This is a genomic window from Cellulosimicrobium sp. Marseille-Q4280 (assembly GCF_943181405.1).
In the GTDB taxonomy this organism is placed as follows: Bacteria; Actinomycetota; Actinomycetes; order Actinomycetales; family Cellulomonadaceae; genus Cellulosimicrobium.
Genome location: NZ_CALPBY010000001.1, coordinates 285,116 through 311,179, shown reverse-complemented (window position 1 = coordinate 311,179; position 26,064 = coordinate 285,116). Strand labels below are relative to the sequence as shown.

At 70.9% G+C, this 26,064-nt stretch carries 25 protein-coding genes, 1 tRNA gene and 1 pseudogene; 20 read left to right on the top strand and 7 right to left on the bottom strand.

Translation table 11 applies throughout. The features are described from left to right. The first annotated feature begins 160 nt into the window (after positions 1-160). Positions 161-301, top strand: a complete 141-nt coding sequence (locus tag NFS20_RS01390; RefSeq protein ID WP_251149960.1) for a hypothetical protein — start codon at positions 161-163, stop codon at positions 299-301. Between the two features lie 99 nt (positions 302-400). On the opposite strand, the gene NFS20_RS01385 is transcribed toward NFS20_RS01390, so the two are convergent. Further along, positions 401-892 (bottom strand): NUDIX hydrolase, encoded by a 492-nt coding sequence (locus tag NFS20_RS01385; protein ID WP_251149959.1) that lies wholly within the window; start codon positions 890-892, stop codon positions 401-403. A gap of 168 nt (positions 893-1,060) precedes the next feature. Between NFS20_RS01385 and NFS20_RS01380 the strand changes: the two genes are divergently transcribed. From NFS20_RS01380 to NFS20_RS01370, 3 genes are read left to right on the top strand one after another with little or no spacing between them, the layout of a single operon-like run. Next, positions 1,061-1,450 (top strand): RidA family protein, encoded by a 390-nt coding sequence (locus NFS20_RS01380; protein WP_251149958.1) that lies wholly within the window; start codon positions 1,061-1,063, stop codon positions 1,448-1,450. A gap of 48 nt (positions 1,451-1,498) precedes the next feature. Continuing rightward, positions 1,499-2,197, top strand: coding sequence for a phosphatase PAP2 family protein (locus NFS20_RS01375; RefSeq protein ID WP_251149957.1), 699 nt, complete (start codon positions 1,499-1,501; stop codon positions 2,195-2,197). Continuing rightward, positions 2,197-2,889, top strand: coding sequence for a phosphatase PAP2 family protein (locus NFS20_RS01370; RefSeq protein ID WP_251149956.1), 693 nt, complete (start codon positions 2,197-2,199; stop codon positions 2,887-2,889). The genes NFS20_RS01375 and NFS20_RS01370 overlap by 1 nt, the downstream gene beginning before the upstream one ends. 94 nt (positions 2,890-2,983) lie before the next feature. Here NFS20_RS01370 and NFS20_RS01365 read toward each other — a convergent pair whose 3' ends face one another. Together NFS20_RS01365 and NFS20_RS01360 are read right to left on the bottom strand one after the other, a co-directional pair. Continuing rightward, positions 2,984-4,678 carry a glycosyl hydrolase family 18 protein gene (locus NFS20_RS01365; protein ID WP_251149955.1) on the bottom strand — a complete coding sequence of 565 codons (1,695 nt, stop codon included), beginning with the start codon at positions 4,676-4,678 and terminating at the stop codon, positions 2,984-2,986. 221 nt (positions 4,679-4,899) lie between these two features. Beyond that, positions 4,900-6,183, bottom strand: coding sequence for a YbfB/YjiJ family MFS transporter (locus tag NFS20_RS01360; RefSeq protein WP_251149954.1), 1,284 nt, complete (start codon positions 6,181-6,183; stop codon positions 4,900-4,902). 24 nt (positions 6,184-6,207) lie between these two features. On the opposite strand from NFS20_RS01360, the gene NFS20_RS01355 reads away from it, so the two are divergent. From NFS20_RS01355 to NFS20_RS01320, 9 genes and pseudogenes are all read left to right on the top strand, one after another. Then, on the top strand, positions 6,208-6,798 hold the full coding sequence (locus NFS20_RS01355) for a TetR/AcrR family transcriptional regulator (protein ID WP_251149953.1): 591 nt from the start codon (positions 6,208-6,210) through the stop codon (positions 6,796-6,798). A gap of 967 nt (positions 6,799-7,765) precedes the next feature. Then, positions 7,766-8,140 carry a hypothetical protein gene (locus NFS20_RS01350; RefSeq protein WP_251149952.1) on the top strand — a complete coding sequence of 125 codons (375 nt, stop codon included), beginning with the start codon at positions 7,766-7,768 and terminating at the stop codon, positions 8,138-8,140. Positions 8,141-8,468: 328 nt separating this feature from the next. Beyond that, the gene (locus NFS20_RS01345; protein WP_251149951.1) at positions 8,469-9,917 is read left to right on the top strand and encodes a hypothetical protein; all 1,449 of its coding nucleotides are present in this window, start codon (positions 8,469-8,471) and stop codon (positions 9,915-9,917) included. A gap of 100 nt (positions 9,918-10,017) precedes the next feature. Then, positions 10,018-12,003, top strand: a complete 1,986-nt coding sequence (locus NFS20_RS01340; protein WP_251149950.1) for a hypothetical protein — start codon at positions 10,018-10,020, stop codon at positions 12,001-12,003. 387 nt (positions 12,004-12,390) lie between these two features. Beyond that, positions 12,391-12,690 (top strand): annotated as a pseudogene (locus tag NFS20_RS22230) (replication initiator); the annotation flags it as partial. A gap of 76 nt (positions 12,691-12,766) precedes the next feature. Further along, entirely contained in the window at positions 12,767-13,210 is a 444-nt protein-coding gene (locus NFS20_RS22225) for a replication initiator (RefSeq protein ID WP_353050416.1), read from the top strand. A 131-nt stretch (positions 13,211-13,341) separates the two neighbouring features. Continuing rightward, positions 13,342-13,569 (top strand): helix-turn-helix transcriptional regulator, encoded by a 228-nt coding sequence (locus NFS20_RS01330; RefSeq protein WP_251149948.1) that lies wholly within the window; start codon positions 13,342-13,344, stop codon positions 13,567-13,569. A gap of 3 nt (positions 13,570-13,572) precedes the next feature. After that, on the top strand, positions 13,573-14,781 hold the full coding sequence (locus NFS20_RS01325) for a tyrosine-type recombinase/integrase (RefSeq protein WP_251149947.1): 1,209 nt from the start codon (positions 13,573-13,575) through the stop codon (positions 14,779-14,781). 28 nt (positions 14,782-14,809) lie between these two features. Then, complete coding sequence (locus tag NFS20_RS01320; protein WP_251149946.1) at positions 14,810-15,103, top strand: hypothetical protein; 294 nt, start codon at positions 14,810-14,812, stop codon at positions 15,101-15,103. A gap of 147 nt (positions 15,104-15,250) precedes the next feature. On the opposite strand, the gene NFS20_RS01315 is transcribed toward NFS20_RS01320, so the two are convergent. The 3 genes from NFS20_RS01315 to NFS20_RS01305 all read right to left on the bottom strand — a co-directional run bounded on the left by NFS20_RS01315 (position 15,251) and on the right by NFS20_RS01305 (position 17,327). Further along, a tRNA-Ser gene (locus tag NFS20_RS01315) sits at positions 15,251-15,340 on the bottom strand. A gap of 98 nt (positions 15,341-15,438) precedes the next feature. Further along, positions 15,439-16,479 (bottom strand): iron-siderophore ABC transporter substrate-binding protein, encoded by a 1,041-nt coding sequence (locus NFS20_RS01310; protein ID WP_251149945.1) that lies wholly within the window; start codon positions 16,477-16,479, stop codon positions 15,439-15,441. A gap of 8 nt (positions 16,480-16,487) precedes the next feature. Beyond that, positions 16,488-17,327, bottom strand: coding sequence for a siderophore-interacting protein (locus NFS20_RS01305; protein ID WP_251149944.1), 840 nt, complete (start codon positions 17,325-17,327; stop codon positions 16,488-16,490). 250 nt (positions 17,328-17,577) lie between these two features. On the opposite strand from NFS20_RS01305, the gene NFS20_RS01300 reads away from it, so the two are divergent. From NFS20_RS01300 to NFS20_RS01285, 4 genes are all read left to right on the top strand, one after another. Continuing rightward, the gene (locus NFS20_RS01300; protein WP_251149943.1) at positions 17,578-18,231 is read left to right on the top strand and encodes a DUF4956 domain-containing protein; all 654 of its coding nucleotides are present in this window, start codon (positions 17,578-17,580) and stop codon (positions 18,229-18,231) included. Further along, positions 18,228-19,175: a polyphosphate polymerase domain-containing protein gene (locus tag NFS20_RS01295; RefSeq protein ID WP_251149942.1), complete on the top strand. Its 948-nt coding sequence runs from the start codon at positions 18,228-18,230 to the stop codon at positions 19,173-19,175. Before NFS20_RS01300 ends, NFS20_RS01295 begins: the two co-directional genes overlap by 4 nt. Then, entirely contained in the window at positions 19,175-21,193 is a 2,019-nt protein-coding gene (locus NFS20_RS01290) for a carbohydrate-binding domain-containing protein (protein WP_251149941.1), read from the top strand. The genes NFS20_RS01295 and NFS20_RS01290 overlap by 1 nt, the downstream gene beginning before the upstream one ends. Positions 21,194-21,864: 671 nt before the next feature. Beyond that, complete coding sequence (locus NFS20_RS01285; protein WP_251150562.1) at positions 21,865-22,659, top strand: NAD-dependent protein deacetylase; 795 nt, start codon at positions 21,865-21,867, stop codon at positions 22,657-22,659. A 239-nt stretch (positions 22,660-22,898) separates the two neighbouring features. Here NFS20_RS01285 and NFS20_RS01280 read toward each other — a convergent pair whose 3' ends face one another. Then, the gene (locus NFS20_RS01280) at positions 22,899-23,330 is read right to left on the bottom strand and encodes a nucleoside deaminase (protein ID WP_251150561.1); all 432 of its coding nucleotides are present in this window, start codon (positions 23,328-23,330) and stop codon (positions 22,899-22,901) included. A 268-nt stretch (positions 23,331-23,598) separates the two neighbouring features. On the opposite strand from NFS20_RS01280, the gene upp reads away from it, so the two are divergent. From upp to NFS20_RS01265, 3 genes are all read left to right on the top strand, one after another. Next, complete coding sequence (upp, locus tag NFS20_RS01275; RefSeq protein WP_251149940.1) at positions 23,599-24,234, top strand: uracil phosphoribosyltransferase; 636 nt, start codon at positions 23,599-23,601, stop codon at positions 24,232-24,234. A 279-nt stretch (positions 24,235-24,513) separates the two neighbouring features. Further along, complete coding sequence (locus NFS20_RS01270) at positions 24,514-25,200, top strand: winged helix-turn-helix domain-containing protein (RefSeq protein WP_251149939.1); 687 nt, start codon at positions 24,514-24,516, stop codon at positions 25,198-25,200. 134 nt (positions 25,201-25,334) lie between these two features. After that, positions 25,335-26,051, top strand: coding sequence for an SDR family oxidoreductase (locus NFS20_RS01265; protein WP_251149938.1), 717 nt, complete (start codon positions 25,335-25,337; stop codon positions 26,049-26,051). Positions 26,052-26,064: the final 13 nt, after the last annotated feature.

The following is a 26,064-nucleotide window of genomic DNA, read 5'->3' as shown; positions in this document are numbered from 1 at the left end:
CGTGCTGAACGACCCTGGTTCATCATGATGAACCAGGGTCGACGCGTTTCGACGGTCAGGTGTGACGTGGATCGCGTCAGCTGGTTGCCGAAACCGCGTCATGGATCGCGCCGGTCGCGGTCTCTCCTCCTGGAACACCGTCCACGACGAGAGGACCGTCATGACCGCCATGACCGAAGCCCTGGGCCACACCGCGCGCCGCGCGACCGCACGGGCACGCCGATCGCACCTGTCCGCCGTCGCGGTCGTCGCCGTCGGCCTCCTGGCCGGCTTCGTCGCCGCCCCGTACCTCCTGGGCTGACCGGAGCCCTTCCCGGGCCGACCGGTTCTCTCCGGAGGACCGGACCGCACGAGCAGGCCCCGGGACCCGTCGGGTCCCGGGGCCTCGCACTGCCCGGGTTCACTGCGGTTCGGACGATCTCTCCCGCGTCGCGAGCGCCGCGTCGAGCCGGTCCAGCAGCTCGACCTGCCCGGTGACCACGAGGCCCCGTGCCGTCGCGAGCGGGAACCAGCCGGCGCGGTCGAGCTCGGGGAACTCCTGCATGCGGCCCGACCGCGGCGGCCACTCGATCGCGAAGGCGTTGCTCACGACCGCCGACACGTCGAGGTCGCCCTCGCGCGCCCATGCCGTGACGAGCTTGCCCGCGCGCTGCCGCACCGTCCCGAGGTCGAGGTCGGGCTCGTCGCTCGGTGGTGCCGGCACGCCGAGCTCTTCGGCGAACTCGCGCAGCGCCGCGGCGTGCGGGTCCTCGCCCGGGTCGATCTCCCCCTTGGGGATCGTCCACGCCCCGGCGTCCTTGCGCGCCCACAACGGGCCGCCCATGTGCCCGAGCAGCACCTCCACGACGCCGCCCCGTTCGCGGTGGAGCACGAGCCCTGCTGACTGCTTCACCTGTCCATTCCTACACAGCCGTGACCGACCTGGCCCGCTGAGTGCTGGGTATCTGTCGTTCACGAGGCCTATGGACGACAAAATGCCCAGCACTCAACGGTGTCGGGGGTGGCTCGTACCGTCGGTGAGGACAGACCGTCCGCAGATCGACCACCCAGGAGGACCAGGATGAGCACCGTCACGCACGTCAACCCGCCGGGGCTGCACGCGAACCCGGCGTTCTCGCAGGGCACGATCGTCGAGAGCGGCCGCACGCTCTACGTCGGCGGGCAGAACGGGACCGGTCCCGACGGCGAGCTCGTCGAGGGCGGGATCGCCCCGCAGACCGCCCAGGCCCTGCGCAACGTCCTCGCCGTGCTCGACGCCGCGGGCGCGGGCCCCGAGCACGTCGCCCGGCTCGCGATCTACCTGGCTCCCGAGGCCGACCTCATGGAGGGCTTCGCCGTCGTGGGCGAGGTGTGGGGACCCCACCCGGCCGCGGTGACCGTGCTGCGCGTCGGGATCGGCCGGCCGGGCGCGCTCGTCGAGATCGAGGCGGTGGCCGCGCTCCCCGCCTGAACCGGCAGACCTCGCGCGAGAGCGGTTCTCTCCCGCTAGTGTCCGGGGGTGCCCGCCGACAAGCTGCGACGACGCGCGCTCTCGCGCGCCGCGGTGTACGGCGTCGTGGCCTCCGTCCCGGTCCTCGCGCTGGCCTGGCTCGTGCGGGCAGAGTCGGGCCTCGTGGTCGACGCCGACCGGGCCGCCGTCGCCGCGGCGACCCGCTTCACCGCTCAGCGGCCCGTGCTCGAGCGCGGGCTGCTCGTGGGCCAGGAGGTGCTCGCGGCGCGGTGGCTCAACATCGGCGCGATGGGCGTGTGCGTCTGGGCGTGGCGCCGGCACGGGCTCGCGTCGCGTGCCGCGTGGGCCGCGGGCACCATCTGGGGCGCGTGGGCCCTCGGGCTCGGCGCGAAGGAGGTCGTCGACCGCGCCCGGCCCGTCGTGGACGAGGTCGTCACGACGGTCCCCGGCAGCAGCTTCCCCTCCGGTCACGCGATGAACGCCGCGGCCGTCGGCGTCGCGCTCACCGTCCTCGTCTGGCCGCTGCTCGGCCGCCGCGGCCGCGCGGCGGCGGTCGTCGGCGCGACGACGCTCGGGCTCGTCACCGCCGCCGACCGCGTGCTCCTCGGCGCGCACTACCCGTCCGACGTGGTCGCCGGGCTCCTGCTCGGCGGCGCCGTCGCCGGCGCGTCCGCCGTCGGATACCACGGATGGACGACCACCCGTCCCCCCGGCACCCCCGGTGCCGCTCCCAGGAACGAGGACTGATGCACTCCTTCGTGCACCGTTACGAGACCGACACGACCCGGCCCACGGCGAAGGAGGTGCTGCGCGACGTCGGGCTCCGCGCGTTCCTGCCCGGCGCCCTGCTCTGGGTCCTCATCGTCGCGACAGGCTTCCTCGTCACCGGTCCGCTCGGCGACCTCCCGGGCGAGGTGGCGGTCAACCGGTGGCTCGAGGAGCGCCGCACCCCCACGTGGGACGCCGTCACCGACGTGCTCTCGCTGATCGGGACCACGGAGTTCATCATCGGCGGGACGCTGCTCGCGGTGCTGCTCGTGTGGTGGCGGACGCGGCAGTGGTGGTTCGCGATCGTGCCCGCCCTCGCCGTCGCGCTGCAGGCACTGATCTTCCTCACGTCCTCGATCGTCGTGGGCCGGGAGCGGCCCGACGTCTCGCGCCTCGACGAGGCACCCCCGACGTCGAGCTTTCCGTCCGGGCACACCGGCGCGTCGGCCGCGTTCTACCTGACCCTGGCCCTGCTCTCGCAGCGGATCACGCACCCCGTGCTCCGCGTCGTCGTGACCGTGCTGTGCTGCCTCGTCCCGCTGGCGATCGGGTTCTCGCGCCTGTACCGCGGCGCGCACGGGCCGGCGGACGTCGTCGTCGGGCTGGTCAACGGCATCGTCTGCTGCGCCCTGGCCTGGAACTACCTGCGCCGCGACGCGCGCGCGGGCTGAGCGGCCCGGAGCACGACGGCGGGCCCGGTCGTCCTGACCGGGCCCGCCGTCGTCGTCCGGCCGGGTCGCGCGTGGCCACCCGGCCGTCATCAGCTCACGCGCACAGACCGACCGGGTCCCACGCGCCCCACGTGACGGAGCCGGGCAGCTCGCCCTTCGTCCACCACTGGGCCACGTAGGTCACGCCGGCGCGGGAGACCTTCTGGCCCCCGGTGTAGACGGTCTCGCGCGACCACTCCGCCGAGCAGTCCGCCACCTCGACCGCGGGCGCCGTGCCGCACGGGCCGACCTTCTTCCAGGCCGAGCTCGAACCCGGCTCCTGGTTGCGGGTCCACCACTGGGCCGTGTACTCCGAGCCCTCGTGCGAGACGACCTCGCCGCCGGTGTAGACGCCCGTGCCGTACCAGGGCACGGCGCACTCGTCCGCGACGCCCGGGCCTGGCGTCGCCGCGCGCAGCGTCGAGCCGAGCGCGTCGCCGAGCTCGTTGCGGTAGTCGCCGGACAGGTCCCACCACATCGCGCCGCCGTAGCCCTGGGTCGCGACGAACTCGGCCTTGGCGGTGACCGACGTCGGGTCGTCGAAGCTCCACCACTGGTCGCCGTCGTAGCGCCAGCTGGCGCCGATCTCGGGGTCGAAGAAGGCCTCGCCGAACGACCGCAGCTCCGCGTACGTCTTCGTGCCCACGTACCCCGCGGCCGGCTGCCAGCCCTGCGTGCCGTCCTCGACGCCGTACCAGCCGTGGCCGTACGCCGCGAGGCCCGCGTTGACCTGCGACGGGTCCGCCCCGGCGTTGACGTACATGGCCAGCGCGCCGTCGAGCCCGAGGCCCCAGTTCTGGGTGCCGTCGGGGTGCAGGTTGCCCTGGTGACCGGTCTGGTTCGGCACCCAGCCGCCGTGGAAGTCGTAGCCCTGGACGTTCAGGAAGTCCACGACGGCGAACAGGCGCGGGTCGAGCCAGCCGCCCTGACCCGCGTTCCAGCCGCCCGCCGGGGCGAACGCGGTGAGGAGGTAGTCCTCGCCGTCCTGCGCGCCGCGCGCGTCGAGCTCGGCCCGGAACTCCTCCATGAGGAGCAGGAAGTTCTCCTTGTCCTCGGGGCGGGCGTTGGCCGTCTCCCCGCCGGTGACGGGCCACTCCCAGTCGATGTCGATGCCGTCGAAGATGCCGGCCGCGGCGCCCGCGCCGCCCTTGCCGTCGATCTCCGGCAGGTCGCCGTCGATGTAGAGGTCGAGGCACGAGTCGACGAGCGCGGTGCGGCCCTCGGGCGTCGAGGCCGCCTCCGAGAAGTTGTCGGACCAGGTCCAGCCGCCCAGGGAGATGAGGATCTTGGTCTCGGGGCTCACCGCCTTGAGCTTGCGGAGCTGGTTGAAGTTGCCCGCGAGCGCCTGGCCGGGCTTGTCGGCCTTGCCGTCCACCGAGTCCGCGGCGGCGACCTCCGCGACGAAGTCGTTGAGCGGGTCGCCCTCGCCCGGGACGTCGGCGATGTCGCACACGAGGTCGGACGTGACGTTGCCGAAGGCGTAGTTGATGTGGGTGAGGTCCTCGATCGCGCCCGTGCGGACGAGGTCGGCCACCTGGAAGTCGCGGGTGACGCGCGAGTCGGACATGACGTAGCCGACGCTGCGGTAGCCGTTGATGTCGGCCGGGCCGTCGACCGACGCGGCGGGCTTCGCGGTGGGCAGGGGTGCTGCGGCCGCGGGCGCGGCGAGCGCCCCCGCGGCGAGGGCGGTGGCGGCGGCGAGCGCCACCCCCGCCGTACGGGATCGGGACCGGCTGGGTGCAGTGTTCACGGGATCACGCCTCGAGGGTCTGGGTGCTGGGGATGAGCGATACGACATGAAGGCCTCGTTGCTCTTCGTGCGCCGGACTGGGGCTCCGGGGTTTGTTCGGTCTCCTGCACACTATCGGCCGACACCCGATTCGGCCAGAGTCCGAACGAAACCATCTCGTCACGGGTTGATGACGTTCGCGTGTCGCGGTCTCGCCCGATGGGAGCTCCACGCGCTCGGGCTCAGCGGTCACTCCCCAGCGGTCCGCCCCTCAGAGCCCTTGTGCGGTGTGCGCTCGACCGGCGCCGCCGGCACGGCGGGACGCCGGGACGCCGGGACGCCGGCATGGCGGCATGGCGGCATGGCGGCATGGCGGGACGGATCGAGGCCGCGACGAGCAGGAGCGCCGCTCCAGCCCAGAACGCCGACTGTGCGCCGGCCAGCCCGGCGAGACCTCCGGCCGCCAGGGCGCCGACGGCCTGCCCGGCGGTCAGGGCGACGAACAGGGTCGCGGTGGTCCGCCCCGCGGCCAGCGGCCGGAGGATCCCGGCCCAGGCGATGAGGACGCCGCTGAGCGCGGTGTAGGCGCCGCCGAACAACGCCCCCGCGACGGCCGCGACGAGGACGCTCCCCGGCGCGAGGGCGAGAGCGGCGGTGCCGACCGCCGCCGCCGCCGCGGTCACGACCCACGCCCGACGCAGTCCGAGCGCACGGACCGCGTCACCGCTTAGCGCGCCGAGGACCGCGGCCGCTCCGAGCAGGCACCACAGGGCGGCCGTCGTGCGCTCGGGCAGCCCGCCGATGTCCGTGACGAGGGAGCGCCCGAACGTCCACACCGCGGCACTGCCCGTCCCGGCGACGAACGCGGCGACGAGAGGTCGCAGCATCGTCCTGGCTGCGTCGGTGCCGGCGTCGGGGTCTCGCGCGCCGTCGCCCGCGCCCTCCGGGCCCAGCGGCCACCGGGCGCGCCGGTCGACGACCACCGCCGTGAGCAGCGCGCCGGCCGCGGCGCAGAACCAGACCGGCCGCCACACCGAGGGCGCCGCGAGCGTCGCCGCGCCGACCAGCGCGACGCCGACACCGGTCCCGGCGTTGACCACCGCCTGGGCGCGATCCGCCGACGGGCCTCGAACCGTCGAGCCGACCGCCGCGACCAGGGCCGGCGAGGCGGCGCCGGCCGCGCTTCCCGCGACGAGCACGCCGACCGCGAGGCTCGCCGTCGACCAGGACGCGCCGACCAGGAGGGCGCCGGACGCCGCGAGCGCGGCGGCGAACCACAGGGCCACCCTCGGGGACCGCCGGGCCATCGACCGCTGGGCCCACAGCGCGGCCGCGCAGTAGGCGGCGAAGCTGCCGGAGGCGATCGCCCCGGCGGCGGTGGGCGAGAGCCCGAGCTCCGCGGTCAGCTGCGGGAGCTGCAGACCGTATCCGTAACGGACCATCCCGTAGGTCACCGCGATGAACCCGGCGCCCGAGGCGACGAGCCCGACGGGCGTGGTGCTCGTGGGGCGTAACGATCGTTTCACCATAGTGATCGTTACACTACCCGCATGGTCAAAGCGGGCGCACGGCGGCCGGCGCGGGAGCGACTGCTCGACGCCGCGGAGGAGCTCTTCTTCCAGCACGGGATCGCCGCGACAGGCGTGGACGCGATCCTGCGGAGAGCCGAGGTCGCGCCGGCGACCCTGTACGCGCACTTCGCCGGCAAGGACCACCTCGTCGCGGCGTACCTGCAGCGTCGTCACGAGCGCTGGCGCGCCACGTGGGACGACGCCCTCGACCGCTGCGGCGACGACCCCGACGCGCGGGCACTCTCGGTCTTCGACGCGCTCGAGACGTTTCAGAGCGGTGCGGGCGCGCGGGGCTGCGCGTTCCTCGCCGCTGCCGTCGAGGTCACCGACCCGGAGCACCCGGCATACCGGTGGCTCGCCGCCGACACGCAGCTGCTCGACGACCGGCTGCGCGCGCTCGCCGAGGCCGCGGGCGCCGACGACCCGGGCGCTCTCGCTGCCGAGCTCCTCGCGCTCTACGACGGCGCGCTCGCCGCCCGCACCCGCCGCGCGGTGGGAGACGACGGCGGGCCCGCACCGCTGCCGTGCCGGGTTCTCGGCGCCACGGCGATCGCGCGGCACCGCGCCTAACGCGCGTCTCGGAGCATCTGCATGGGGTTCAGCCGTCGTCGCCGCGCTGGCGAAAGTACCGAATGGCGAACACGCCCCCGCCAAGGAGGTACCCACCGATCAAGCAGGGCCCCCAGAGAGTGGGAGCATTCCAGATCGTGTTGCCGAGGACCAGTCCCAGAACGCCCAACGAGGTACCCAGCGTGACTGGCAGAAATCTCCAGCGGGGTCCGAGGTCGTGGACGGCCATGCACATCATGGTCGCAGCGGCTGCGCTGGGGCGCCCGACGTCGCCCGCTCGCGCAGTCCACGGAGCACAACGGAGTGAAGACGGAGGGCCGGGGTACGACGAAGGGCGCCACAGCCGCAAGATTCTGCGGGTGAGGCCCTTCGGGTGGCGGTAGCGGTGAGCTTCGGTCGCAGACCTAGGACGAGGTTGTTCGTACCGGACGATCTCGCTCCTGACCTGGCCAAATGGCTCGTCGCGGTATGCAGCGCGCCAGACCCTTCGGGAGGCGCTTGGACATCAAAGAGGAGGGTAAGTGGCGGCCTCACCGGCGTTCGACTACCCGCGCGCCCTACCGACAGCCCGGGCCAGAGAATCGGCCGGCACAGCGCTGCCCCCGTCGGCCGATCCACGTTCGAGCTCTTCGCCAAGGCACTGGAAGAACACCTCTGACTGAACGCGGTCCATGTGTCGGGGGCGTCGTAGGCCGAGTCACGGAGGTCCCAGACAGCGTTGATGAGTTGTTCCTTAGTCGCCGCCGCAGAAAGAAGTCGCAGGCCAATCGGAAGTTCGTCCACGCGGTGACCGTACGCCAGGCGGGGACACTCGGAGGCGCCGAACCGATAGCGGAGCACAAGAGGTCGGCGGAGGTCCGGGTCACGGGTGGCGCAGGCCATCGCGCAGCGACGCCGCAGGCGCCCTTGACACGGGCTGGAGTCGGCCGGATGCTCGGCTGTCGGTACGGGGCCGGATGGAGAGGTGATGCAGGTGCACAACGCGACCTTGACGGTCATGGGCTACTGGGACGGGCCGCACACGCGACCGGGTTGGCCGAATCCGGTCCGTTTCGTCGACACCGAGTGGGACGTAGAGGATCGCGACATGGCCGCCGACTATCTCGCCCGTGGTCACGTCGCCAGCGCATACATGGGTTGGTCTACGTGCCGAATCTGCGGACAGCGAAACGGCAATCTCGAGTTCACGGACGGGACGTTCGTCTGGCCCGAAGGCCTGCGGCACTATGTGGTGGACCACGGCGTCCGACTCCCAGACCGGTTCATCGAGCACGTCCGGACTCGTAGAGAGGAGCTGGAGACTGCCCCGCGGGATGAGGCGTGGTGGTCGAGCATGGCGTGAAGACGAGTCGCGACGGGCGAGGTCGCGCAGGGTGAAGTGCAAGGCGTGAGGCGGTTCCGGACCAGCTCCGGAGCCGCCTTCTTCGTGACGTCTGGCGATCCGGCGGGGTGCGCGCCAGCGAGCTTGCGAGCGGAGCGCGGGGCCCCGCCGGACGGCGGATGCGCGGCGAAGCCGCGCCTTGAGCCAGTACGGAAAGTTCTCACCGCGCGCCTGGGCCAGTACATGGTCCAGAGCGCGGAAATCACCCGGCGGGATGATCTCATCGCGGGGCGGCAATCGTTATGCTGTCCCCCACGCACCAGCGGCTGGGCAATAGACGGAGCACCTCGTGACAACGAATGTCGTCGAACTCATCTCGGACTTTTTCACGCTGCGGAACTCGCGCAGTTTCTGGAGCGTGCCTGGGTCAGCCCTGTACGAGCTTGGAGAAGAGGTTCAGAAACTCTACATCGAGCAAATCAATACCGAACCACCGAAGGGTCACAGATCGTACCTAGGCGGATGGCCATCGGCCAACCTTGGGTCAGTACACGGCGACCTACTGTTGACAAGCCTGCTTTACACCGATCAGATTGTTGTACGAGATCCGGTTTACGATTGGTTCGCACCCGAACAGTACACGAACGAGCACATGATGTCCGCGCGTCCAGGATTCCTTGGGCCTGACGGAGTGCCGAACGTACGAGCCACCCGCGCATTCATGGAGAACGCCCTAGCAAGACTCGAATATTTGAAGCCGCTGATTGATCGCGGCATTGTGGTGCTCGCACCAGGCGAGCTACTCGTCAAGCGGGAACGTAATAGGATCGATCAACTCAGGGAAATGTTGAGCACGGCGCTTAGTGGCGACATGGACGCATACGCTCGCAGATTCAGCCCCAGCGATCTTGCGACCGAAGACAACGTTAGAGGCTTATTCGCTTTCGTTGGGGGGGAACGGAATGAGCAACTACTACGGGCCCAGGGTCACGCTATCCGCTATTTTGCGCGCGAGTATGCAATCTCAACCACTATGGGTGCCACATATACCGCCCCATTCAGACACGAAATGTGGCTGGCCTCCGAAGGTTTGGACAGCGCCCCGTCCCCCTCCGGTCAGGTCTCCTCAGCGCTGCTGGCGTCCAAGATGCCAATCTTTACTCGCCTATCACCGGATCTCATTGCACGCGTACATGACGATGACGCCTTCGGGGCTTTTCGGAGAGATCTCCACTTCGCTTACCAGAATGCTCCAGTCGGGGACGCGGACGCCCTGGACCTTTTTGCGCGCGACCAGGACCGTGAGATTCTCACCCCTAGCATCGAGAGAGCTGAGTCTGCAGCTTCTTCAGGATTTCTGAGAGAGTTTGGAGTAAAGCTCAAGAACTCTTCGTTTGGAATTCTGGCAGGTTTTACGGTGGATCTCTTGGCTGGTACGCCTGGGCTCGCAACCGCGGCCGGCGCGGGTGTGCCTGTGGTGTCTTCCTATGTGGAAGGGCGCAAAACGGACAAGAGCTCCCTGCCGATCTGGACAGCTCTCGTCAAGCACCAGCAGCAATTTAGCGAAGAGGTATCGGGGGTGCAGACTTCCACGAGTCAGATGGGTGACCGGTGGGGAATCCCTCCGGAACCATCCATGAGCGTAAGCGTTTCTGAGGGCGCTTCGATCTCAGATTGGTTCTCTGCCGGCCGTGAAGATCCTGAAGTTCGCGGGTATGTCGAGGGGAACTACCGACCGTGCGATTGCGGAAGCGGCCTAAAGCACAAGTTCTGCTGCGAATCCATTCGCATCCGTTGAATTCACCTCGCGCGCACGTCATCGCATATTCATTCTTGAGTCGTCCTCATCCGACTAGCCGGGCGCACAAGGCGCTTGGCCTGAGCCAGGTAGGTATACGGTGACCGACGCCGCAGTCTCCATGGCAATCTTGACTGTTGATGCCAATCGCCTCGGACGCGACGTCCTCTCCCGGTTCGAACCGATGGTGCTTGACCGGCTCTACCACTCACGCACCGACGTGGTTGCGATACCCGAGCTACAACGAGAGATCGAGGACGAGTTCGCCCTCACCATGCCCGGCGCCGCGCTGCAGACCATAAGCCGTCGTGCCGCCCGCAACGAACTCTTGAGGCGCCAGCATGGCGTCCTGCACATCGATCGAGAGCGCCTTGCGAGGTTTGACTTGAGCGGCGTTCGGGCAGCAACTAGCCGGGAGTACGAGGCCCTCATTTACCAGGGCGCGTCCCATGCCGAACGTGTCTTCGAACACAAGGTCTCGCCTGAGGAGTTTGGCAACGCGCTATGGTCTTTCATCCAGCGCCACACCTCCCCCCTCCTTGCGGCAATGGTCAACAACACCTCGCTTCCTCCCATCGAGGATGGTTCAGAACCGCTCGATTTCGTGGTGGCCTCCTTTGTAGTCGAGGCGCAGGAAAGAGATGCTCAGGCTTTTGAGTATCTTTCCCACGTCGCAAAGGGAGCCATCATTGCTTCCGCGCTCTACTTCCCTGACCCGGCAGAATTTGACGCAAGACTCGACGGCTTGACCATATATCTCGACACGACAGTCATTCTGCGTCTCGTCGGGGCCAGCGGCCCAGCCTTCGAGGACCTCGCCTCGGACCTCGCGCGCCTCGCAGCAGGCCGCGGGGCAAAGATCGCCTGTTTCGAACATACGATCAGGGAGATCCGCGGGATACTTGCCGCTTGTACGGAGATTGTAAGGCGGGGAACCGCGAGATACTATGGTGAGACGTCAGAATACATGGTCTCAGCGGGCTGGGAGGTCACCGACGTCATCGCGCTATCAGACAGCTTGGAGGATCGGCTTGACGCGATAGGCGTCGAAGTGCGAGTTAAACCAGCTCACGTAGCGGCGCTTACTCTGGATGAAGACCTTCTCGAACGGACGCTTCAGGAACATGTGAACTACAGCAGTTCCAGCGCACGCCAGAAAGACCTGGGCTCGATCACGGCAATCTACCGCCTACGACGCGGTCGATCCGCCACGACGCTCCACCGGACGAGCGCAATCTTCGTAACCCACAACATGGCTCTTGTTAGGGCGGGTAGGGCCTTTGAGAAACTCGACGAGATCGACCGCGGGTCGATTCCACTCTGCATGCCCGACTTTGCCCTAACGACGCACCTGTGGGTCTCTCAGGAAATCAAGGCGCCGGATTTGCCCGTGCGCAACCTGGTCACTGACAGCTATTCGATAATGCGCGCCGAGGATCACGTATGGCGATTGTATCTGGAGAAGATCGAGGATCTCCGCGTCACTCAGAGAGTTTCGGAGGTCGACTACGTTCTACTTCGGCAGTCCCTACAAGTACGTTCGCTGATAATGCTTGAGACACACTCAGATCCTGAGGCTTTTACCGAGGGAAGCGCGCGCAGAGTCCTCGAGCGCGCCAGGCGAGCGATCCAAGAGGAAGCACTCGAGGATGCGCGCACCGCTCACGAGGCCACGGCAGCTGCCAATCAGCGGATCGTTGCAATTCAAACTGCGTCAGAAGCCAACAGTACAGAACTCTCTCGTCGCCTCGAGGCTCACGCACTTGGGTTGCAGGCGGTAGCCGGAAAGGTATCGCGAGTAATCGCCGCCACGGTGCTCAGTTTTGTTGGACTTATTGCGACGACCGGGGCCGTCTTTGCCATTCCGTTCATGTCAACTAGTGCGCTTGGTGGAATTCTGGGGTTCATCGCCGCAGCGTGCGTCGTGGCATACTCCCTGGTTTCACTCGCATCCATGTTCTTCGGCATTGGTCTGCCATCAGTTTTTCGGTACGTGCAGTCGGCGGTGCACCGCCGCGTCCTTGCCTGGTACGAGCGCACAGCCTCAGAGTCTGCATCCGTCAACGGCGCCGCTCAGCGAAATTGATCACTTCCCGTTTCGGCGTACACTTGCACTCTATTTCGACCCTTTACGGGCGAGCGGCCACGAAAGTTGTGGCCTTGTCCCCGCCTTCTACCCATGTGCATTGGTCGTAATTATTGCTGGTCGCACCGCTTCAGCGATCTATGGACGACGGATGACGGCGACGGCTTTATCGTCATGGCACTTGGCGCGAGGTAGTTCTCGTCCGCCCGGATCGTTATTGGCCTCCCAATGACTTAGGCCACTTAGCAAGGAAGCGCGTTCGATGCGATCTTTGGCGGCGACCTCCGACCAGGAGTCGATTTTGAGGTGCTGCATCGGTTTATAGACACCGTCCGTCGCTAGGACGAGCCGGGACGTTGCGTCGTGACTCGACCGCATCGTGATGGCATGGTTCGCTGCGGCAGGTACCGCCTCCGCGATCCAGTATCTGCCGCTAACATCCCGCGCGTGCTGCGCTTCGGTACGCAGCTCGACCTGCGGTGCGTGCGCACTGGCGTACCGGAGAACGACGACGGCTCCGACGACCTTTGGCCCGAGCAGGTGGCCGGCTACCTCGCGAAGTACTCGACCAAAGGCACGGGGACCGATCTCGCGATGCCGCGCCCGCACCACCAGCGCATGGTCCGCACGTGCCGGTGGCTCGCCGAGCGCGCCCGTACCGCGTGTCGCGGCCTCGCCGGGCCAGACCCGGAGGACGACGAGGGCTGCGTCTGCGGGCAGTGGCGTCGAGAGCCCCTACCGGTTGCTCGCGAAGTGGGCGCACATGCTGGGCTTTCGCGGCCACTTCTCGAGCAAGTCCCGGCGCTACTCGATCCCGCTCGGCCGCCTGCGCCGTGCTCGGGTCCGGTTTCAGCGGCTCAGGCCGACGCCGAGCGCGACGGGACGCCGATGGACGTCGCCGACCTCGAGACGCGGCTCCTCGCAGAGGACGACGAGACGACCCTCGTCGTCGGCTCCTGGACCTACGTGGGCTCCGGGTGGACCAACCCAGGCGACAAGGCACTGGCCGACGCGGCCGCAGCACGCGCCCGCGAGTACGCGCAGTGGAAGGCACAGAAGGGAGCCGGCCAACGACTGGGGCTGCGCATCCCTCAACAGGGCGGAGTCCCGATCACGCCCGCAGCGTGAGGGTCTCCCGGACCCGGCCCGGCTTGAACGGGCTGCCACCCTCTCCACACTGCGGGCTGGACGCGCTGTTACCGGGTAGGCCGCCTTGGGCGGGTTCGAGGAGAGCGTAGACCGCCGAATCTGGCCGCCAACAGGCCTTTACGGAACCGCGCCGCTACGACGGCACGAGAACAGATCACCCATCATCACGACGACGTAGGGGGAACCACCATGAGCACCACCAGCGTGAGCCAGATCGAGGGCGCGACGACCCGCCGACGCCTCATGACGCCCGAGGAGCTGGCCGAGCACCTCGGCGTGACGCTGCACTGCGTGTACGCGTGGTCCAGCCGGGGCGGCGGCCCCAAGGTCGTGCGGGTCGGGGCGCGGCTCCGGTACCGGCCGACCGACGTCGAGCAGTGGCTCGACCGCGTGACCGACTCCGGCACGGCGGGCTGAGGCATGGCACGCACGCCGATCGAGCCTGGCCGCTGGGGCCGGATCACACGGACGGAGATCTCCCCCGGTACGTGGCGCGCACGGGCGAGGTTTCGCGACCTCGCCGGGAACCTCCGGACCGTCGAAGCTCGAGGCCGATCCGGAGCGGCCGCTCAGCGCGCGCTCGAGGACAGGCTGCACCGTGCCAGTACGGAGGCCGCGGTCACCGGGACGGCGAAGGTCACCCCTGCGACGCGCATGGGCATCGTCTTCGACCACTGGGTCGCCGAGAAGCGCGTTGAGGGACAGATAACGACGCAGTCGCTGGAGACGTACCGAGGTGTCCTCGAACGGGACCTGCGACCCGCGTTCGGAGCGCTGCGCGTTCGGGAGATCACACCCGTCGCGGTGAACCGCGTGCTCATGGCGCTGAGCACGGCGCAGAAGTACGACACCGCGCGGCAGGCACGCAACGTCATGTCCCAGGTCATGCTGATGTGCGTCCGCTACGGCGCGGCACCGTTCAACCCGGTCCGCGACGCGGTGACCGTACGCAAGCCGCGACGAGCCGAAGTCCGCACGCTCGGGCTCGAGGACATCACGCTGCTGCGCAAGGCCGTCCGCGAATGGGAGAACCGACCTGCGCTGCCCCGTGGCCGTCGCAATGTCACGCTCCTGCCGCAGATCGTCGACACGATGCTCGGCACCGGGCTGCGGATCGCCGAGTGCCTGGCGCTGCGTGAGGCGGACGTCGACCTCGGCGCGGAGGTCCCGACGCTCACGGTGACCGGGACGGTCGTCCGGGCCGAGGGTCGGCTCGTGCGGCAGGGCAAGCCGAAGTCGGACTCGTCCCGCCGGACGATCACGTTGCCGGCCTTCGTCGTCGCGTCGATCACCGAGGCACTGGACGTCGGCCTCGACGGCGGGCCCGACGAGCTGGTGTTCCCGTCCACGCGGGGCACGCCCCGCTCCCCCAGCCGAATTCGTGACCAGCTCCGCGACGCCCAGCTGGCCATAGGCACCAGGGTGACTCCGCACGACTTCCGACACACCGTCGCGACCCAGGCCGCGAACTCGACGACGATCGGGAACGCCACGGTGCTGCTCGGCCACTCCGACAAGGGCACGACCGTCAGGCACTACGTGAAGCGCACCCACGTCGCCCCGGACCTGCGGACAGTGATCGACCAGCTTGTCACCCAGGCGGTCGCCGTGGACCGTGATCTGCCATGAACGACGCCTCGTTGGCACACTTGTGGGCGTGGGAACGACAGCGCTCGTGCGCGACTACCGCGGCTCCGTGCTCAGTCTTGGCAACCTCGACCTCGGGGGCATCCTCCGAGTGGCGACGGGGCAGGGGCTCCCATTCCTCGGGAACGTCGACGAGTACGACGACACGGTCTTCAACCGCCATCAGCTGCGCCTGGTCGCTGACGAGCTCGAGCAGATCGCCCGAACGTCGCCTGGTCTCGAGCGCGGGTTGCACGAACTCAAGGAGATGGTCGAGCTGGTCGCCGAACGACCCCATCGCTACCTGGTGTTTAACGGCGACTGAGTCAAGGACCGCTCGCCTCTGGCCGCAGTCTCCGCCCCGAGGGATCACTCATGGTGCACTCGACAGGCCAAAACGGAGTGAAGGCGGAGGGCCGGGTACGACGAAGGGCCCCATATCCGCAGAATCTCGCGGGTGGGGCCCTTCGGGTGGCGGTAGCGGTGAGATTCGAACTCACGGTGGACTTTCACCCACACACGCTTTCGAGGCGTGCTCCTTAGGCCGCTCGGACACGCTACCTTCGCCGGGTGCACCGGCCCAGGAAGGATACCTGGTCCGGGCCCCGGACACCGAATCGGCCTCCCGGCTGACCGGGCAGCCGACCGGCAGCCGACCGGTCAGCTGCCCCCGAGCGCCTCGGCGAACAGCGGCACGACGTTGTCGATCGCGTACACGACGGCGGTCGGCGTGCCGAGCGAGAACGCGTTGGACAGGTCCTTGTCGTCGAACACCACGTAGCGGCCGTCGGCGACGGACGGCACGGTCTGGAACGCGGGCTGCGCCTCGACGTCGGCCGCCTCGAAGCCGATGGGCTGGATCACGGTGAGGTCGGCGTCGAGCAGGGCGACATTCTCGGTGCCGAGGTTGGCGGAGAACTCCTCGCCGGCGGCCTCGTCGATCTCGGGCTTGGTGACGAACCCGAGGCTCTGCATGAACTCCCCGCGGCTCGACGACGACACGTACGCCCCGAAGCCCTCGGCCCAGTAGGACCCGATGACCGCAGTCTTCCCCTCGAAGTCGGGGTTCTCCTCGCGCGCGCCGGCGAACGCGTCGTCGACCTCGGCGAGCAGGTCCTCCCCCGCGTCGGCACGACCGAGCGCCGTGGCGATCATCGAGACCTGGTCCTCCATGGGCGCGAGGTACGCCTCGCCGCCCTCGGGGACGCCGACGGTCGGCGCGATCTCCGCGAGGCGCTCGTACCGTTCGGGGTCGCCCGACGACTTCACGTCGAGGATGACGTCGGGGTCCAGCAGGGCGATCTGCTCGTAGGAGGGCTCGAGCGTGCCGATGATCTCCGGCGACTCGGTGTAGGCGTCGGCGAGCCACGGGCCGACGCCGTCGCCGCCGAACGCGAGCCAGTCGCTCGCTCCGACGGGCTCGACGCCCAGCGCGAGCGCCGTCTCGGCGTCTCCCCAGCCGAGCGCGACGACGCGCGTCGGCTCCTCGGGGATCTCGACCTCGCCGAACGCCGTCTCGATCGTCACGGGGAACTGCTCGCCCGCGGCGCTCTCCGTGCCCGACGGCGCGGCGTCGCCGTCCCCGGTGTCGTCACCGGAGTCGGCGGAGCAGGCCGCGAGGGCCAGCAGGGCGAGGGCCGAGACGCCCGCGAGGGCGGCGCGGCGGGGCGCGGCGGCGCCGCGGCGGGTCAGTGCGTTCATGGTCTCTCTCAGTCCTCGAAGATCTGACCGATGGGCTCGCGCTTCTCGGCCTGGAACCGGTCCTCGGCGCGTCCGTACGCCCAGTAGCCGGACAGGGACAGGTCCGCGCGCGGCACGCCGCGCTGGGCGAAGACGCGGCGGAGCGCCTTCATCGCCTCGCGCTCGCCGTGCGCGAAGATCTGCACGCGGCCGTCGCGCCACGGCGCCGCGCGCACGGCGTCGGGCAGGAGCGTCGTCGTCCCGGCGGGTGCGTCGCCGCGGTGGAGCCAGGTGACCTCGACGCCCGACGGCGCGTCGATCGCCTGGACGTCCGCCTCGGTCGCGACCTCGATCCAGGCCTGCCCGACGGCGTCGCGCGGCATCGCCTCGAGCGCCGCCGAGATCGCGGGGACTGCCGAGTCGTCGCCGACCAGGAGGTGCCAGTCGACGTCCGGGTCCGGGGCGTAGAGCCCACCGGGGCCGGAGAGGACGATCCGGTCCCCCGGCCGAGCGCTCGCTGCCCACGGCCCCGCGATGCCCTCGTCGCCGTGGACGACGAAGTCGATCGCGAGGCGCTGCGCGGCGTCGTCGACCCAGCGGACGGTGTACGTGCGGGTGACAGGAAGGTCCTCGGGGGCGAGCGTCTCGCGCAGCGCCGCGACGTCGTACGGCGGCTCGAGGCCGAGCTCGGGCTTCGCGAACAGCACCTTGACGTACTTGTCCGTGTACTCGTTGCCCTGGAACGCGGCGAACCCGGGCCCGCCGGCGACGACGCGCACCATGTGCGGCGCGATCCACGTCGTCTCGAGGACGTCGAGGACGGTCTGCGGGCGCGCTCGCCGAGGAGCCTGCGTGGGGGTGGTCGACATGCCTGCCTCTCGTCCATGGCCGTCGATGCTTAGGTGAGGCTAACATCACTTCCTGGGCGCTCCGGGCGCCCGACGCATGGCGCGGGTCACAGCCGACCGGCGCCACGCTCCGGTGAACCCCGGCGACGCGGCGAGCGAACAGGACTCATACACGCGTCCTGTGCCTCGCACAGCAGGCTCACAGCGGCGAGCGGCGGAATGGACGGGTCAGCAACCACCGCGCTCAGCGCCCCGGCCCCGGAGCCGCCTCGTGTCCCAGCCACTCCTCTACGTCGTCGACCTCGTCGCCGTGACGGTCCTCGCCTTCGGCCTCTACCACCCGCGCCACCGGCGCCGCGACCTCGTCGTCGCGTACCTCGGGGTGAACGTCGGGGTCCTGGCCGTCGCCGCGACGCTCGCCACCAGCACCGTCGGCGCCGGGCTCGGCCTCGGGCTCTTCGGCGTCCTGTCGATCATCCGGCTGCGCTCCACCGAGCTGTCGCAGACCGAGGTCGCCTACTACTTCGCCGCGCTCGCGATCGGCCTGCTCGGCGGGCTCGGCGCCACCACCGGCTGGCTCTCCGTCGCGGGCACGGCCCTCGTCCTGGCGGTCATCGCCGTCGTCGACCACCCCCGCGTCCTGCGCCGGTCCCGCTCCCAGAGCATGGTCCTGGACCGCGCGTTCCTCGACGAGGACGCCCTCGTCGCCCACGTCGAGGACCTGCTCGGTGCACGGGTGCGCGGCGCGAGCGTCCAGCGCGTCGACCTCGTCAACGACACCACGTGGGTCGACGTCCGCTACGACGCCCGCCGCGACGCACGTCGCCCGACCGGCCACCACGCGGACCTGGCGGTCCCCGAGGTCGCCACGACCGCACCGCCCACGCCGCTCCCGCCCGGCGAGCGCGTGGAGGTGCCGGCGTGACCGCCGCGACCGTGACCACCGGGTCCTCGACCACCGCGCGCGCGGTCCCCGGGGCCCCGACCGCGCACAGGCGAGTCCGCGACGCCCTCCACCCGCTCGACGCCGTCGGCCTCGACGAGCTCGTGACGTCCGCGGCGCTCCTCGCCCGGGTCGACCGGAAGTACGTCCTCACCGTGGACGACGCCGTCGCCGTCCTGGGCGGTCTCGTCACCACGGGCGACGCCCGGGTCCTGCAGATCGACGGCGAGCGCCAGTTCGGCTACGAGTCGGTCTACTTCGACACCCCGGACCTCGTGTCGTTCCACCTCACCGCGACGCGCCGCCGGCGCCGCTTCAAGGTCCGCACCCGGACCTACCTCGACTCCGGGCAGAGCTTCCTCGAGGTCAAGACGCGCGCCGCGCGCGGCGTGACGCTCAAGCAGCGCGAGCCGCACCCCGAGGATCCGGCGACGCTGGGCGAGGGAGACGCCTTCGTCGCCAAGACCCTCGCCCACGAGGGCGTGCCGTCCGCGTCGCACCTGCGCCTCGCGCCCGGCCTCGTCTCCCGCTACCGCCGCACCACCCTGCACCTCCCCGGGCCCGACGGCGGCGCGCGCGCCACGGTCGACACCGGGCTCGCGTGGGAGCTCGCCACCCTGCCCGACGGCGCACCCGCCACGCGGGCGGTGCCGCACCTGGTGATCGTCGAGACGAAGGGCGGCTCCACGCCGTCGGGCCTCGACCGGCTGCTGTGGCGGCACGGCCACCGGCCCGAGCGGATCTCCAAGTACGGCACGGGGATGGCGCTCCTGCGGCCGGACCTCCCCGACGGCCCGTGGCGTCGCGTCATCCGCCGCCACCTCACCGAGCCCTCTTCCACGGTCTCGTGCGCGGCCCTCGCGCCGGCCGACCACGACCCCACGACCCCCACCCGCACGCGCGGGCACGACGACAGGAGCCTCTGATGCGTATCCGCCGCCCTCTGACCTACCTCACCGCCGCCGCGGCCGCCGCGGTCCTCGCCGGCTGCTCCGTGCCGGGCGGCTCGGCGAGCACCGGGTCCACCACGGCAGGATCCACGACCACCACGACCGTCGCCTCGACGGCCGTCGCCGGGCTGACCCCGGACGAGGCCCGCGCCGACAACACCGAGGTGACCGCGGACGACACCGACCTCGCGTACGACGCGAGCTCTGCCGTCACCGTGGTGCTCGACGGCGACACCGCGTCGGTCGAGGGCGGGTCGAGCGAGGGCGTGAGCGTCGACGGCTCGACCGTGACGATCACCGCGCCCGGCACGTACGTGCTGAGCGGGACGCTCGACGGCCAGTTCGTCGTGGACACCGCCGACGACGGGCTCGTCCAGGTCGTGCTCGACGGCGCCGACGTCAGCGCCACGGCCAACGCCGCGCTGGACGTCCAGGACGCGGAGAAGGTCGCCGTGGTCCTCGCCGACGGCTCGACGAACCGCCTCACGGACGCCGCGACCTACTCCGGCCAGGACGCGGACTCCGAGCCGGACGGCGCGCTGTTCTCGACGAGCGACCTCGTGATCGGTGGCTCCGGCGCGCTGAGCGTGACGTCCGCGGCGAACGACGGCATCGTCTCGAAGGACGGCCTCGTCATCGCGGGCGGCGACCTCACGGTCGACGCGGGCGACGACGGCGTGCGCGGCAAGGACTACCTCGTCGTCACGGGAGGGACGCTCGACGTGACCGCCGCGGCCGACGGGCTGAAGTCCACGGAGGACGCCGACGAGACGCTCGGCTTCGTCGACGTGCGCGGCGGGACGATCCGGATCGCGTCCGGCGACGACGGGGTCCAGTCCGTCACGGACGTCGTCGTCTCCGGTGGGACGGTCGACGTGACCACCGCCGGGGGCGCAGGCGAGGCCGTCGCGGAGGACGCGTCCGCCAAGGGCCTGAAGGGAGATGTCGGCGTGGTCGTCGGCGACGACGCGGACGTGACGGTCGACGCCGCGGACGACGGCGTGCACTCGGACGGCGCCGTGTCGGTGTCCGGCGGGACGGTCGAGCTGTCGAGCGGCGACGACGGCGTGCACGCCGACGGCGACGTCACCCTCGCGGGCGGCGACCTCACCGTCCTCACGTCGGTCGAGGGCGTCGAGGGCGCCGACATCACGGTCAGCGGCGGGACGGTCGACGTCACCGCGAGCGACGACGGCCTCAACGCGACCGTCGGGTCGACCACGACGACCGAGGGCACGACGACCGACCGGGGCGACGCCACGGCGTCGGGCACACAGGACCAGGTGCCCCCGGGCACCGACAGCGCGACGCCCACCCCGCCCGAGGGCGCACCGGCGGACGGCGGCACCCCGCCCGAGATGCCGGCCGACGGCCAGATGCCCGAACCGCCGACCGACGGCGAGATGCCGCAGGGCGGCGGCACGGGTGGCCGCATGCCTCAGGGTGGCGGGGCCGGCGGGATGGAGCAGGACGACGGCTCGACGCTGACGATCTCCGGCGGCACCCTCGCGGTCGACGCGGGCGGTGACGGGCTCGACTCGAACGGCACGCTGACGATCTCCGGCGGCGACACGGTCGTCAACGGCCCGACGAACGATGGCAACGGTGCGCTCGACGTCGGTGGCACGTTCGCCGTCTCCGGCGGCACGCTCCTCGCCGCCGGCAGCTCGGGCATGGCGGTCGCCCCGTCCACCGACTCCGCACAGGGCTGGCTCGCGACGGACGTCACCGCGAGCGCCGGCGACACGGTGACGATCTCGGCCCCCGACGGCTCCGATCTCGTCACGTACACGGTCACGAAGGACACCTCGAACGTCGTCTTCTCCTCGGCCGACGTGACGACCGGCGAGTCCTACACCGTCACCACCGGCAGCGCCTCGACCCCCGTGACCGCCGGCGAGTGGTCGGGCGGCGGCATGGGCGGAGGGATGGGAGGCGGCCGCCGCGACGACACGACACCGGACACCGACGACGACGCGACCACCACCTCCTGACGACCCCGCGAAGTAGTACCGCAGTCACGCGAGGTAGTACCCGGTCACGCGAGGTAGTACCCGGTCACACGAGGTAGTACCGGGGTCAACGTGACCACAGACCAGGGTGAAGCGATACCAGGAGGAGTAGGTGGGGCGCCGCGTCGTGGCGGGTCTGGCGGGTCCGTCGCGAGGGACGAACGGCGCGGATGGTCGACGCGGCGCTCCCACCCCCCGACACGCCAGGCGACCACACGCCGTCGGGCACAACGACCGCGGTACTACCCCGCCTGACCGCGGTACTACCTCGCGCAACCGCGGTACTACCCCGCGCAACCGCGGTACTACCCCGCGCAACCGCGGTACTACCCCGCGCGACCGCGGTACTACCTCGCACGACCGCGTTACTACCTCGCGACGGCGGCGCCGCCAGCCTCGACGCACGGTGCCGAACACCCGGTCCCGCAGGACCGTCGTACCGTGGAAGCGTGCCCGACCCGACTCCTGACCCGACACAGACAGCCCCCACCACCTCCCCCGCGCACGTCGCGACCTCCGCCGCCGACGTGCCGCCGTCGCCGCCGTCACCCGTCCCGACGGTCTCGTCGAGGCTCACGTGGCGGCCGAGCCAGCCGCCGCCGTCGGGCCCGGGCCCGGCACCGCGCACGGGGACCGTCACGGACGCGGCGGAGCTGCTGCGGGGCCTGCGCGTCACGGCGCTGACCGGCGCGGGCGTGTCGACCGACTCGGGCATCCCCGACTACCGCGGTCCCGACTCGCCGCCCCGCAATCCCATGACGTACCAGCAGTTCGTGCAGGACGAGGCGTTCCGCCGGCACTACTGGGCCCGTAACCACGTCGGCTGGCAGCACGTGCACCGCACGCACCCCAACGCGGGGCACCGCGCGCTCGTGCGCCTCGAGGAGGCGGGCGTGCTCGTCGGTCTCATCACGCAGAACGTCGACCTGCTGCACGAGGACGCGGGCAGCCGCAACGTCATCGACCTGCACGGCCGCTACGACCGCGTGATCTGCCTGCAGTGCGGGCGCGTGGTCTCGCGCGAGCACCTCGCGGAGCGTCTCTCGGCGCTCAACCCGGGCTTCCTCGAGTCGATCGGCGACGTGGGCGACGTCGAGATCGCGCCGGACGCCGACGCCGTGATCGAGCGAACGTCGCACTTCCGGCCCGCGCCGTGCGAGTTCTGCGGCGGCGTCCTCAAGCCGGAGATCGTCTACTTCGGCGAGAACGTGCCGCGCGAGCGCGTGGAGCGCGCGTACGCGCTCGTCGACGCGGGCGACGCGCTGCTCGTCGCGGGGTCGTCGCTCACGGTGATGAGCGGCCTCCGGTTCGTGCGGCACGCGGCGAAGGACGGCAAGCCGGTCGTCATCGTGAACCGCGGCACCACCCGCGGCGACCCCCTCGCGACGCTCAAGGTCGAGGCCGGCGTCTCCGAGACCCTCACCGCTCTGGCGGACGCCCTGACCTGACGCCGTCCCGCCGGACGGACGCCCCGACCTCACGCCGACCCGCCGCCACGAAGACGCTCACGCGCTGAGGCGAGAAGGCCCACGCGCTGCGGCGAGAAGACAGCGGTGCGGCCGGGAGGGACGACGGCGCCGGGTCGTGGCGGGTCTGGCGGGAGCGGGCCGAGGAACGAGGCCCGCGGATGGTAGACCCGGCGCCGTCGTCCCTCCCGGGCGCACCCCGAACCACGGGAGACCCGCGCTCAGCGCTGCGTGCCGAAGAAGTCCCGCAGGAGCTGTCCGCACTCGTCCGCCCGCACGCCCGGTACGACCTCGACCTCGTGGTTCGCGGACTGGTCCCGCACGAGGTCCCACACCGAGCCCGTCGCGCCGGCCTTCGGGTCCCACGCGCCGAGCACGAGCCGCCCGACCCGCGCCAGGACCAGCGCCCCGGCGCACATGACGCACGGCTCGAGAGTCACGACGAGCGTGCACCCCTCGAGCCGCCACGTCCCGAGCGTCGCGGCGGCCTGCCGCAGCGCGAGGACCTCGGCGTGCGCCGTCGGGTCGCCGGTCTCCTCGCGGCGGTTGCGGCCCGCTCCCAGCAGGCGCCCGTCCGGCCCGACGACGAGCGCCCCCACGGGCACGTCGTCGCTCGCGAGGGCGTGGGTCGCCTCGTGCAGCGCGAGCCCCATGAGCGCGTCCCACACCTGGCGGCGGGCGGAGAGGGTGGCCGGCGGGAACGACCCCTCGGACCACGGGAGGGCGAGGCCAGGGCGGGACGCGTCGTCGACGTGGGGGTCGTCGTCGGGCACGGGACCTCCGGAGCTGTCGGCGGAACGCCGCCCCAGGGAGCGGCAGGGGGCTGGCAGGCCGGAGCCGTCCCGGACGTGTCAGCCGTCCACCAGGCTAGACCGACGTGACGCTGACGACCCGCGCCGGCAGTCCAGTACCGTGGAGGCCATGCGCCTGCACGTCGCCGACCACCCTCTGGTGGCCCACAAGCTCACCGTCCTGCGGAACAAGGACACGGCGTCGCCGACGTTCCGGCTCCTCGTCGACGAGCTCGTCACGCTCCTCGCGTACGAGGCGACGCGCGAGGTGCGGGTCGAGCCGCACGAGATCGAGACGCCGGTCACGACGACGGTGGGCGTGCGGCTCGCGGAGCCGCGTCCGCTCGTCGTCCCGATCCTGCGCGCGGGGCTCGGGATGCTGGAGGGCATGACGCGGCTCCTGCCGACCGCTGAGGTCGGCTTCCTCGGCATGCAGCGCGACGAGCAGACCCTCGAGGCGGTCACGTACGCGAACCGCCTCCCCGAGGACCTCACGGGTCGTCAGGTGTTCCTGCTCGACCCGATGCTCGCGACGGGCGGCACCCTCGTCGCCGCGATCGACTACGTCTTCGCGCGCGGGGCGCGTGACGTCACGGCCGTGTGCCTGCTCGCCGCTCCCGAGGGCCTCCAGGTGCTGCAGGCCGCCGTCGGCGACCGCGTGGACGTGCACGTGGTCGTGGCCTCCGTCGACGAGCGCCTCAACGACAAGGCGTACATCGTGCCCGGCCTCGGGGACGCGGGCGACCGCCTGTACGGCGTCGTCTGACCCCTCCGCACCCCGCCGAGGCCCGCACGGCGAGACGATATCGTCCCGGATCGTGAGACTTTCCGCGCTTGCTCTTGGCGGTGCTGCCCGCGCCCTGCCATGCTGCATTTCGTGAGCACCTCGACCCGTCCCGTCAGCACGCCGTCCGGCGTGCTCCCGGGAGCGGTCATGTGCGTCTGTTGTCAGGCCTGAACGCACCTTCCCGTCTCGTTCAGACCCTGACCCGCCGACCCGCCGGATCCCCGGTGCCGCCGTCGGCCCGACGCACCCGGAGCCACCATGACCACGCTCACCGCACCCCGCCCCACGCACCGCCACCCTCGCGCGGCCGCCGTCCCGACGCCGCACGGCGCCCCGCCCCGCACGGCACCGGCAGCACAGCCCGGGGTCATCAGCCCGACCCCTCCCCGTCGCAACCCCGGCTTCGTGCTGTACGTCGGCGTCGACGCCGCACCGGGCGAGACGCCGGCCGCCGAGCTCGTCGAGCTCGCGGAGGCCCTCGGGGAGCTCGCCCGCGACTGGCTGCCCAGCGCCGAGACGTACACCGCCCTCGCCCTCGCCGAGCCCAGCCGCGCCCTCGACGCCGGGCAGCGCTCGCCGGTCCAGGACATCGCGGCGTTCCGCGAGCGGCTCGCGACCCTGTCGCCCGTGCCGCGCGTGGTCATCGACCCCGTGGACCGGTCGGTGACCGTCGAGGGACGACGCACACGCCTCACGCACCGCGAGCTCGAGCTGCTCTCCTACCTCGCGCGCTCGTCCCACCGCGTCGTCACGCGCGCGGAGCTGCTCGACACCGTCTGGGGCGACCACGCCGTCGCGGCGGGCAGCCGCACCATCGACGTCCACGTCCGTCGTCTGCGGGAGAAGCTCGGCCTGGAGCACGTCATCACGACCGTGCGCGGCCTGGGCTACCGGTTCGACCCGCAGACCCCCGTCGTCCTCGGCAGCGCGGGGGACGCCGCCTGAGGACCCCGAGCTGCCGGGCCGCGGGACGACGTGGGGGTACGTGAGCTCCCGCAGGCCCGGCAGCGCTCTCCCGCCCGCGCGTCACGAGATCCTGCCGACGCGCACACGCGCCCCAGCGGCGATACGTTCGGCCCATGCGCACAGTCATCGCGGGAGGTCACGGCCAGGTCGGCCGTCGCCTGGCCCGGACCCTGGTGGAGCGCGGCGACGACGTGGTCGCGTTCGTCCGCTCCGCCTCGCAGATCACGGACCTCACGGAGATCGGCGCGCACGTGGCTCTCGTCGACCTCGAGGAGGACGACGCCGTCGCCGTCTCGTTCGAGCTGGAGGGCGCGGACGCCGTCGTGTTCGCCGCCGGCGCGGGGCCCGGGAGCGGCGCCGAGCGCAAGGACACCGTCGACCGCGCCGGGGCCGCTCTGCTCGCCGACGCCGCCGAGCGCGCAGGGGTCGAGCGCTACGTCCTGGTCTCGTCGCGCGGCACGGAGGCGGCGCGGGCCGACGAGCGCCCCGACGGGGTCGACGACACCTTCTGGGCCTACCTCCGGGCCAAGGCCGCCGCGGAGGACGACCTCCGCGCGCGCGACGGCCTGCGGTGGACCGTCGTGCGACCGGGTCGCCTCACCGACGAGCCCGGCGTGGGGCTCGTCGCGCTCGCGCCGGTCGAGGACGACGGGGGCCGCCCACGAGGCAAGCGACGCAAGGCGGGTGGCGGTCGCGAGGAGGTCACGCGCGACGACGTCGCGCTCGTCATCGCGGAGGTGCTCCACGAGCCGCGCACCGCAGGCCTGGTGATCGACCTGGTGGGAGGCGACCGCCCGATCGAGGAGGCCCTCGCAGGCGTTCTTGCGTGACGCCTCCTGAACC

Coding starts and splice junctions, on each gene's coding strand:
- NFS20_RS01390 (WP_251149960.1), top strand. CDS start 161: ATGACCGCCATGACCGAAGCCCTGGGCCACACCGCGCGCCGCGCGACC.
- NFS20_RS01380 (WP_251149958.1), top strand. CDS start 1,061: ATGAGCACCGTCACGCACGTCAACCCGCCGGGGCTGCACGCGAACCCG.
- NFS20_RS01370 (WP_251149956.1), top strand. CDS start 2,197: ATGCACTCCTTCGTGCACCGTTACGAGACCGACACGACCCGGCCCACG.
- NFS20_RS01355 (WP_251149953.1), top strand. CDS start 6,208: ATGGTCAAAGCGGGCGCACGGCGGCCGGCGCGGGAGCGACTGCTCGAC.
- NFS20_RS01350 (WP_251149952.1), top strand. CDS start 7,766: ATGCAGGTGCACAACGCGACCTTGACGGTCATGGGCTACTGGGACGGG.
- NFS20_RS22225 (WP_353050416.1), top strand. CDS start 12,767: ATGCTGGGCTTTCGCGGCCACTTCTCGAGCAAGTCCCGGCGCTACTCG.
- NFS20_RS01330 (WP_251149948.1), top strand. CDS start 13,342: ATGAGCACCACCAGCGTGAGCCAGATCGAGGGCGCGACGACCCGCCGA.
- NFS20_RS01325 (WP_251149947.1), top strand. CDS start 13,573: ATGGCACGCACGCCGATCGAGCCTGGCCGCTGGGGCCGGATCACACGG.
- NFS20_RS01310 (WP_251149945.1), bottom strand. CDS start 16,479: ATGAACGCACTGACCCGCCGCGGCGCCGCCGCGCCCCGCCGCGCCGCC.
- NFS20_RS01305 (WP_251149944.1), bottom strand. CDS start 17,327: ATGTCGACCACCCCCACGCAGGCTCCTCGGCGAGCGCGCCCGCAGACC.
- NFS20_RS01290 (WP_251149941.1), top strand. CDS start 19,175: ATGCGTATCCGCCGCCCTCTGACCTACCTCACCGCCGCCGCGGCCGCC.
- NFS20_RS01280 (WP_251150561.1), bottom strand. CDS start 23,330: ATGGGGCTCGCGCTGCACGAGGCGACCCACGCCCTCGCGAGCGACGAC.
- upp (WP_251149940.1), top strand. CDS start 23,599: ATGCGCCTGCACGTCGCCGACCACCCTCTGGTGGCCCACAAGCTCACC.
- NFS20_RS01270 (WP_251149939.1), top strand. CDS start 24,514: ATGACCACGCTCACCGCACCCCGCCCCACGCACCGCCACCCTCGCGCG.
- NFS20_RS01265 (WP_251149938.1), top strand. CDS start 25,335: ATGCGCACAGTCATCGCGGGAGGTCACGGCCAGGTCGGCCGTCGCCTG.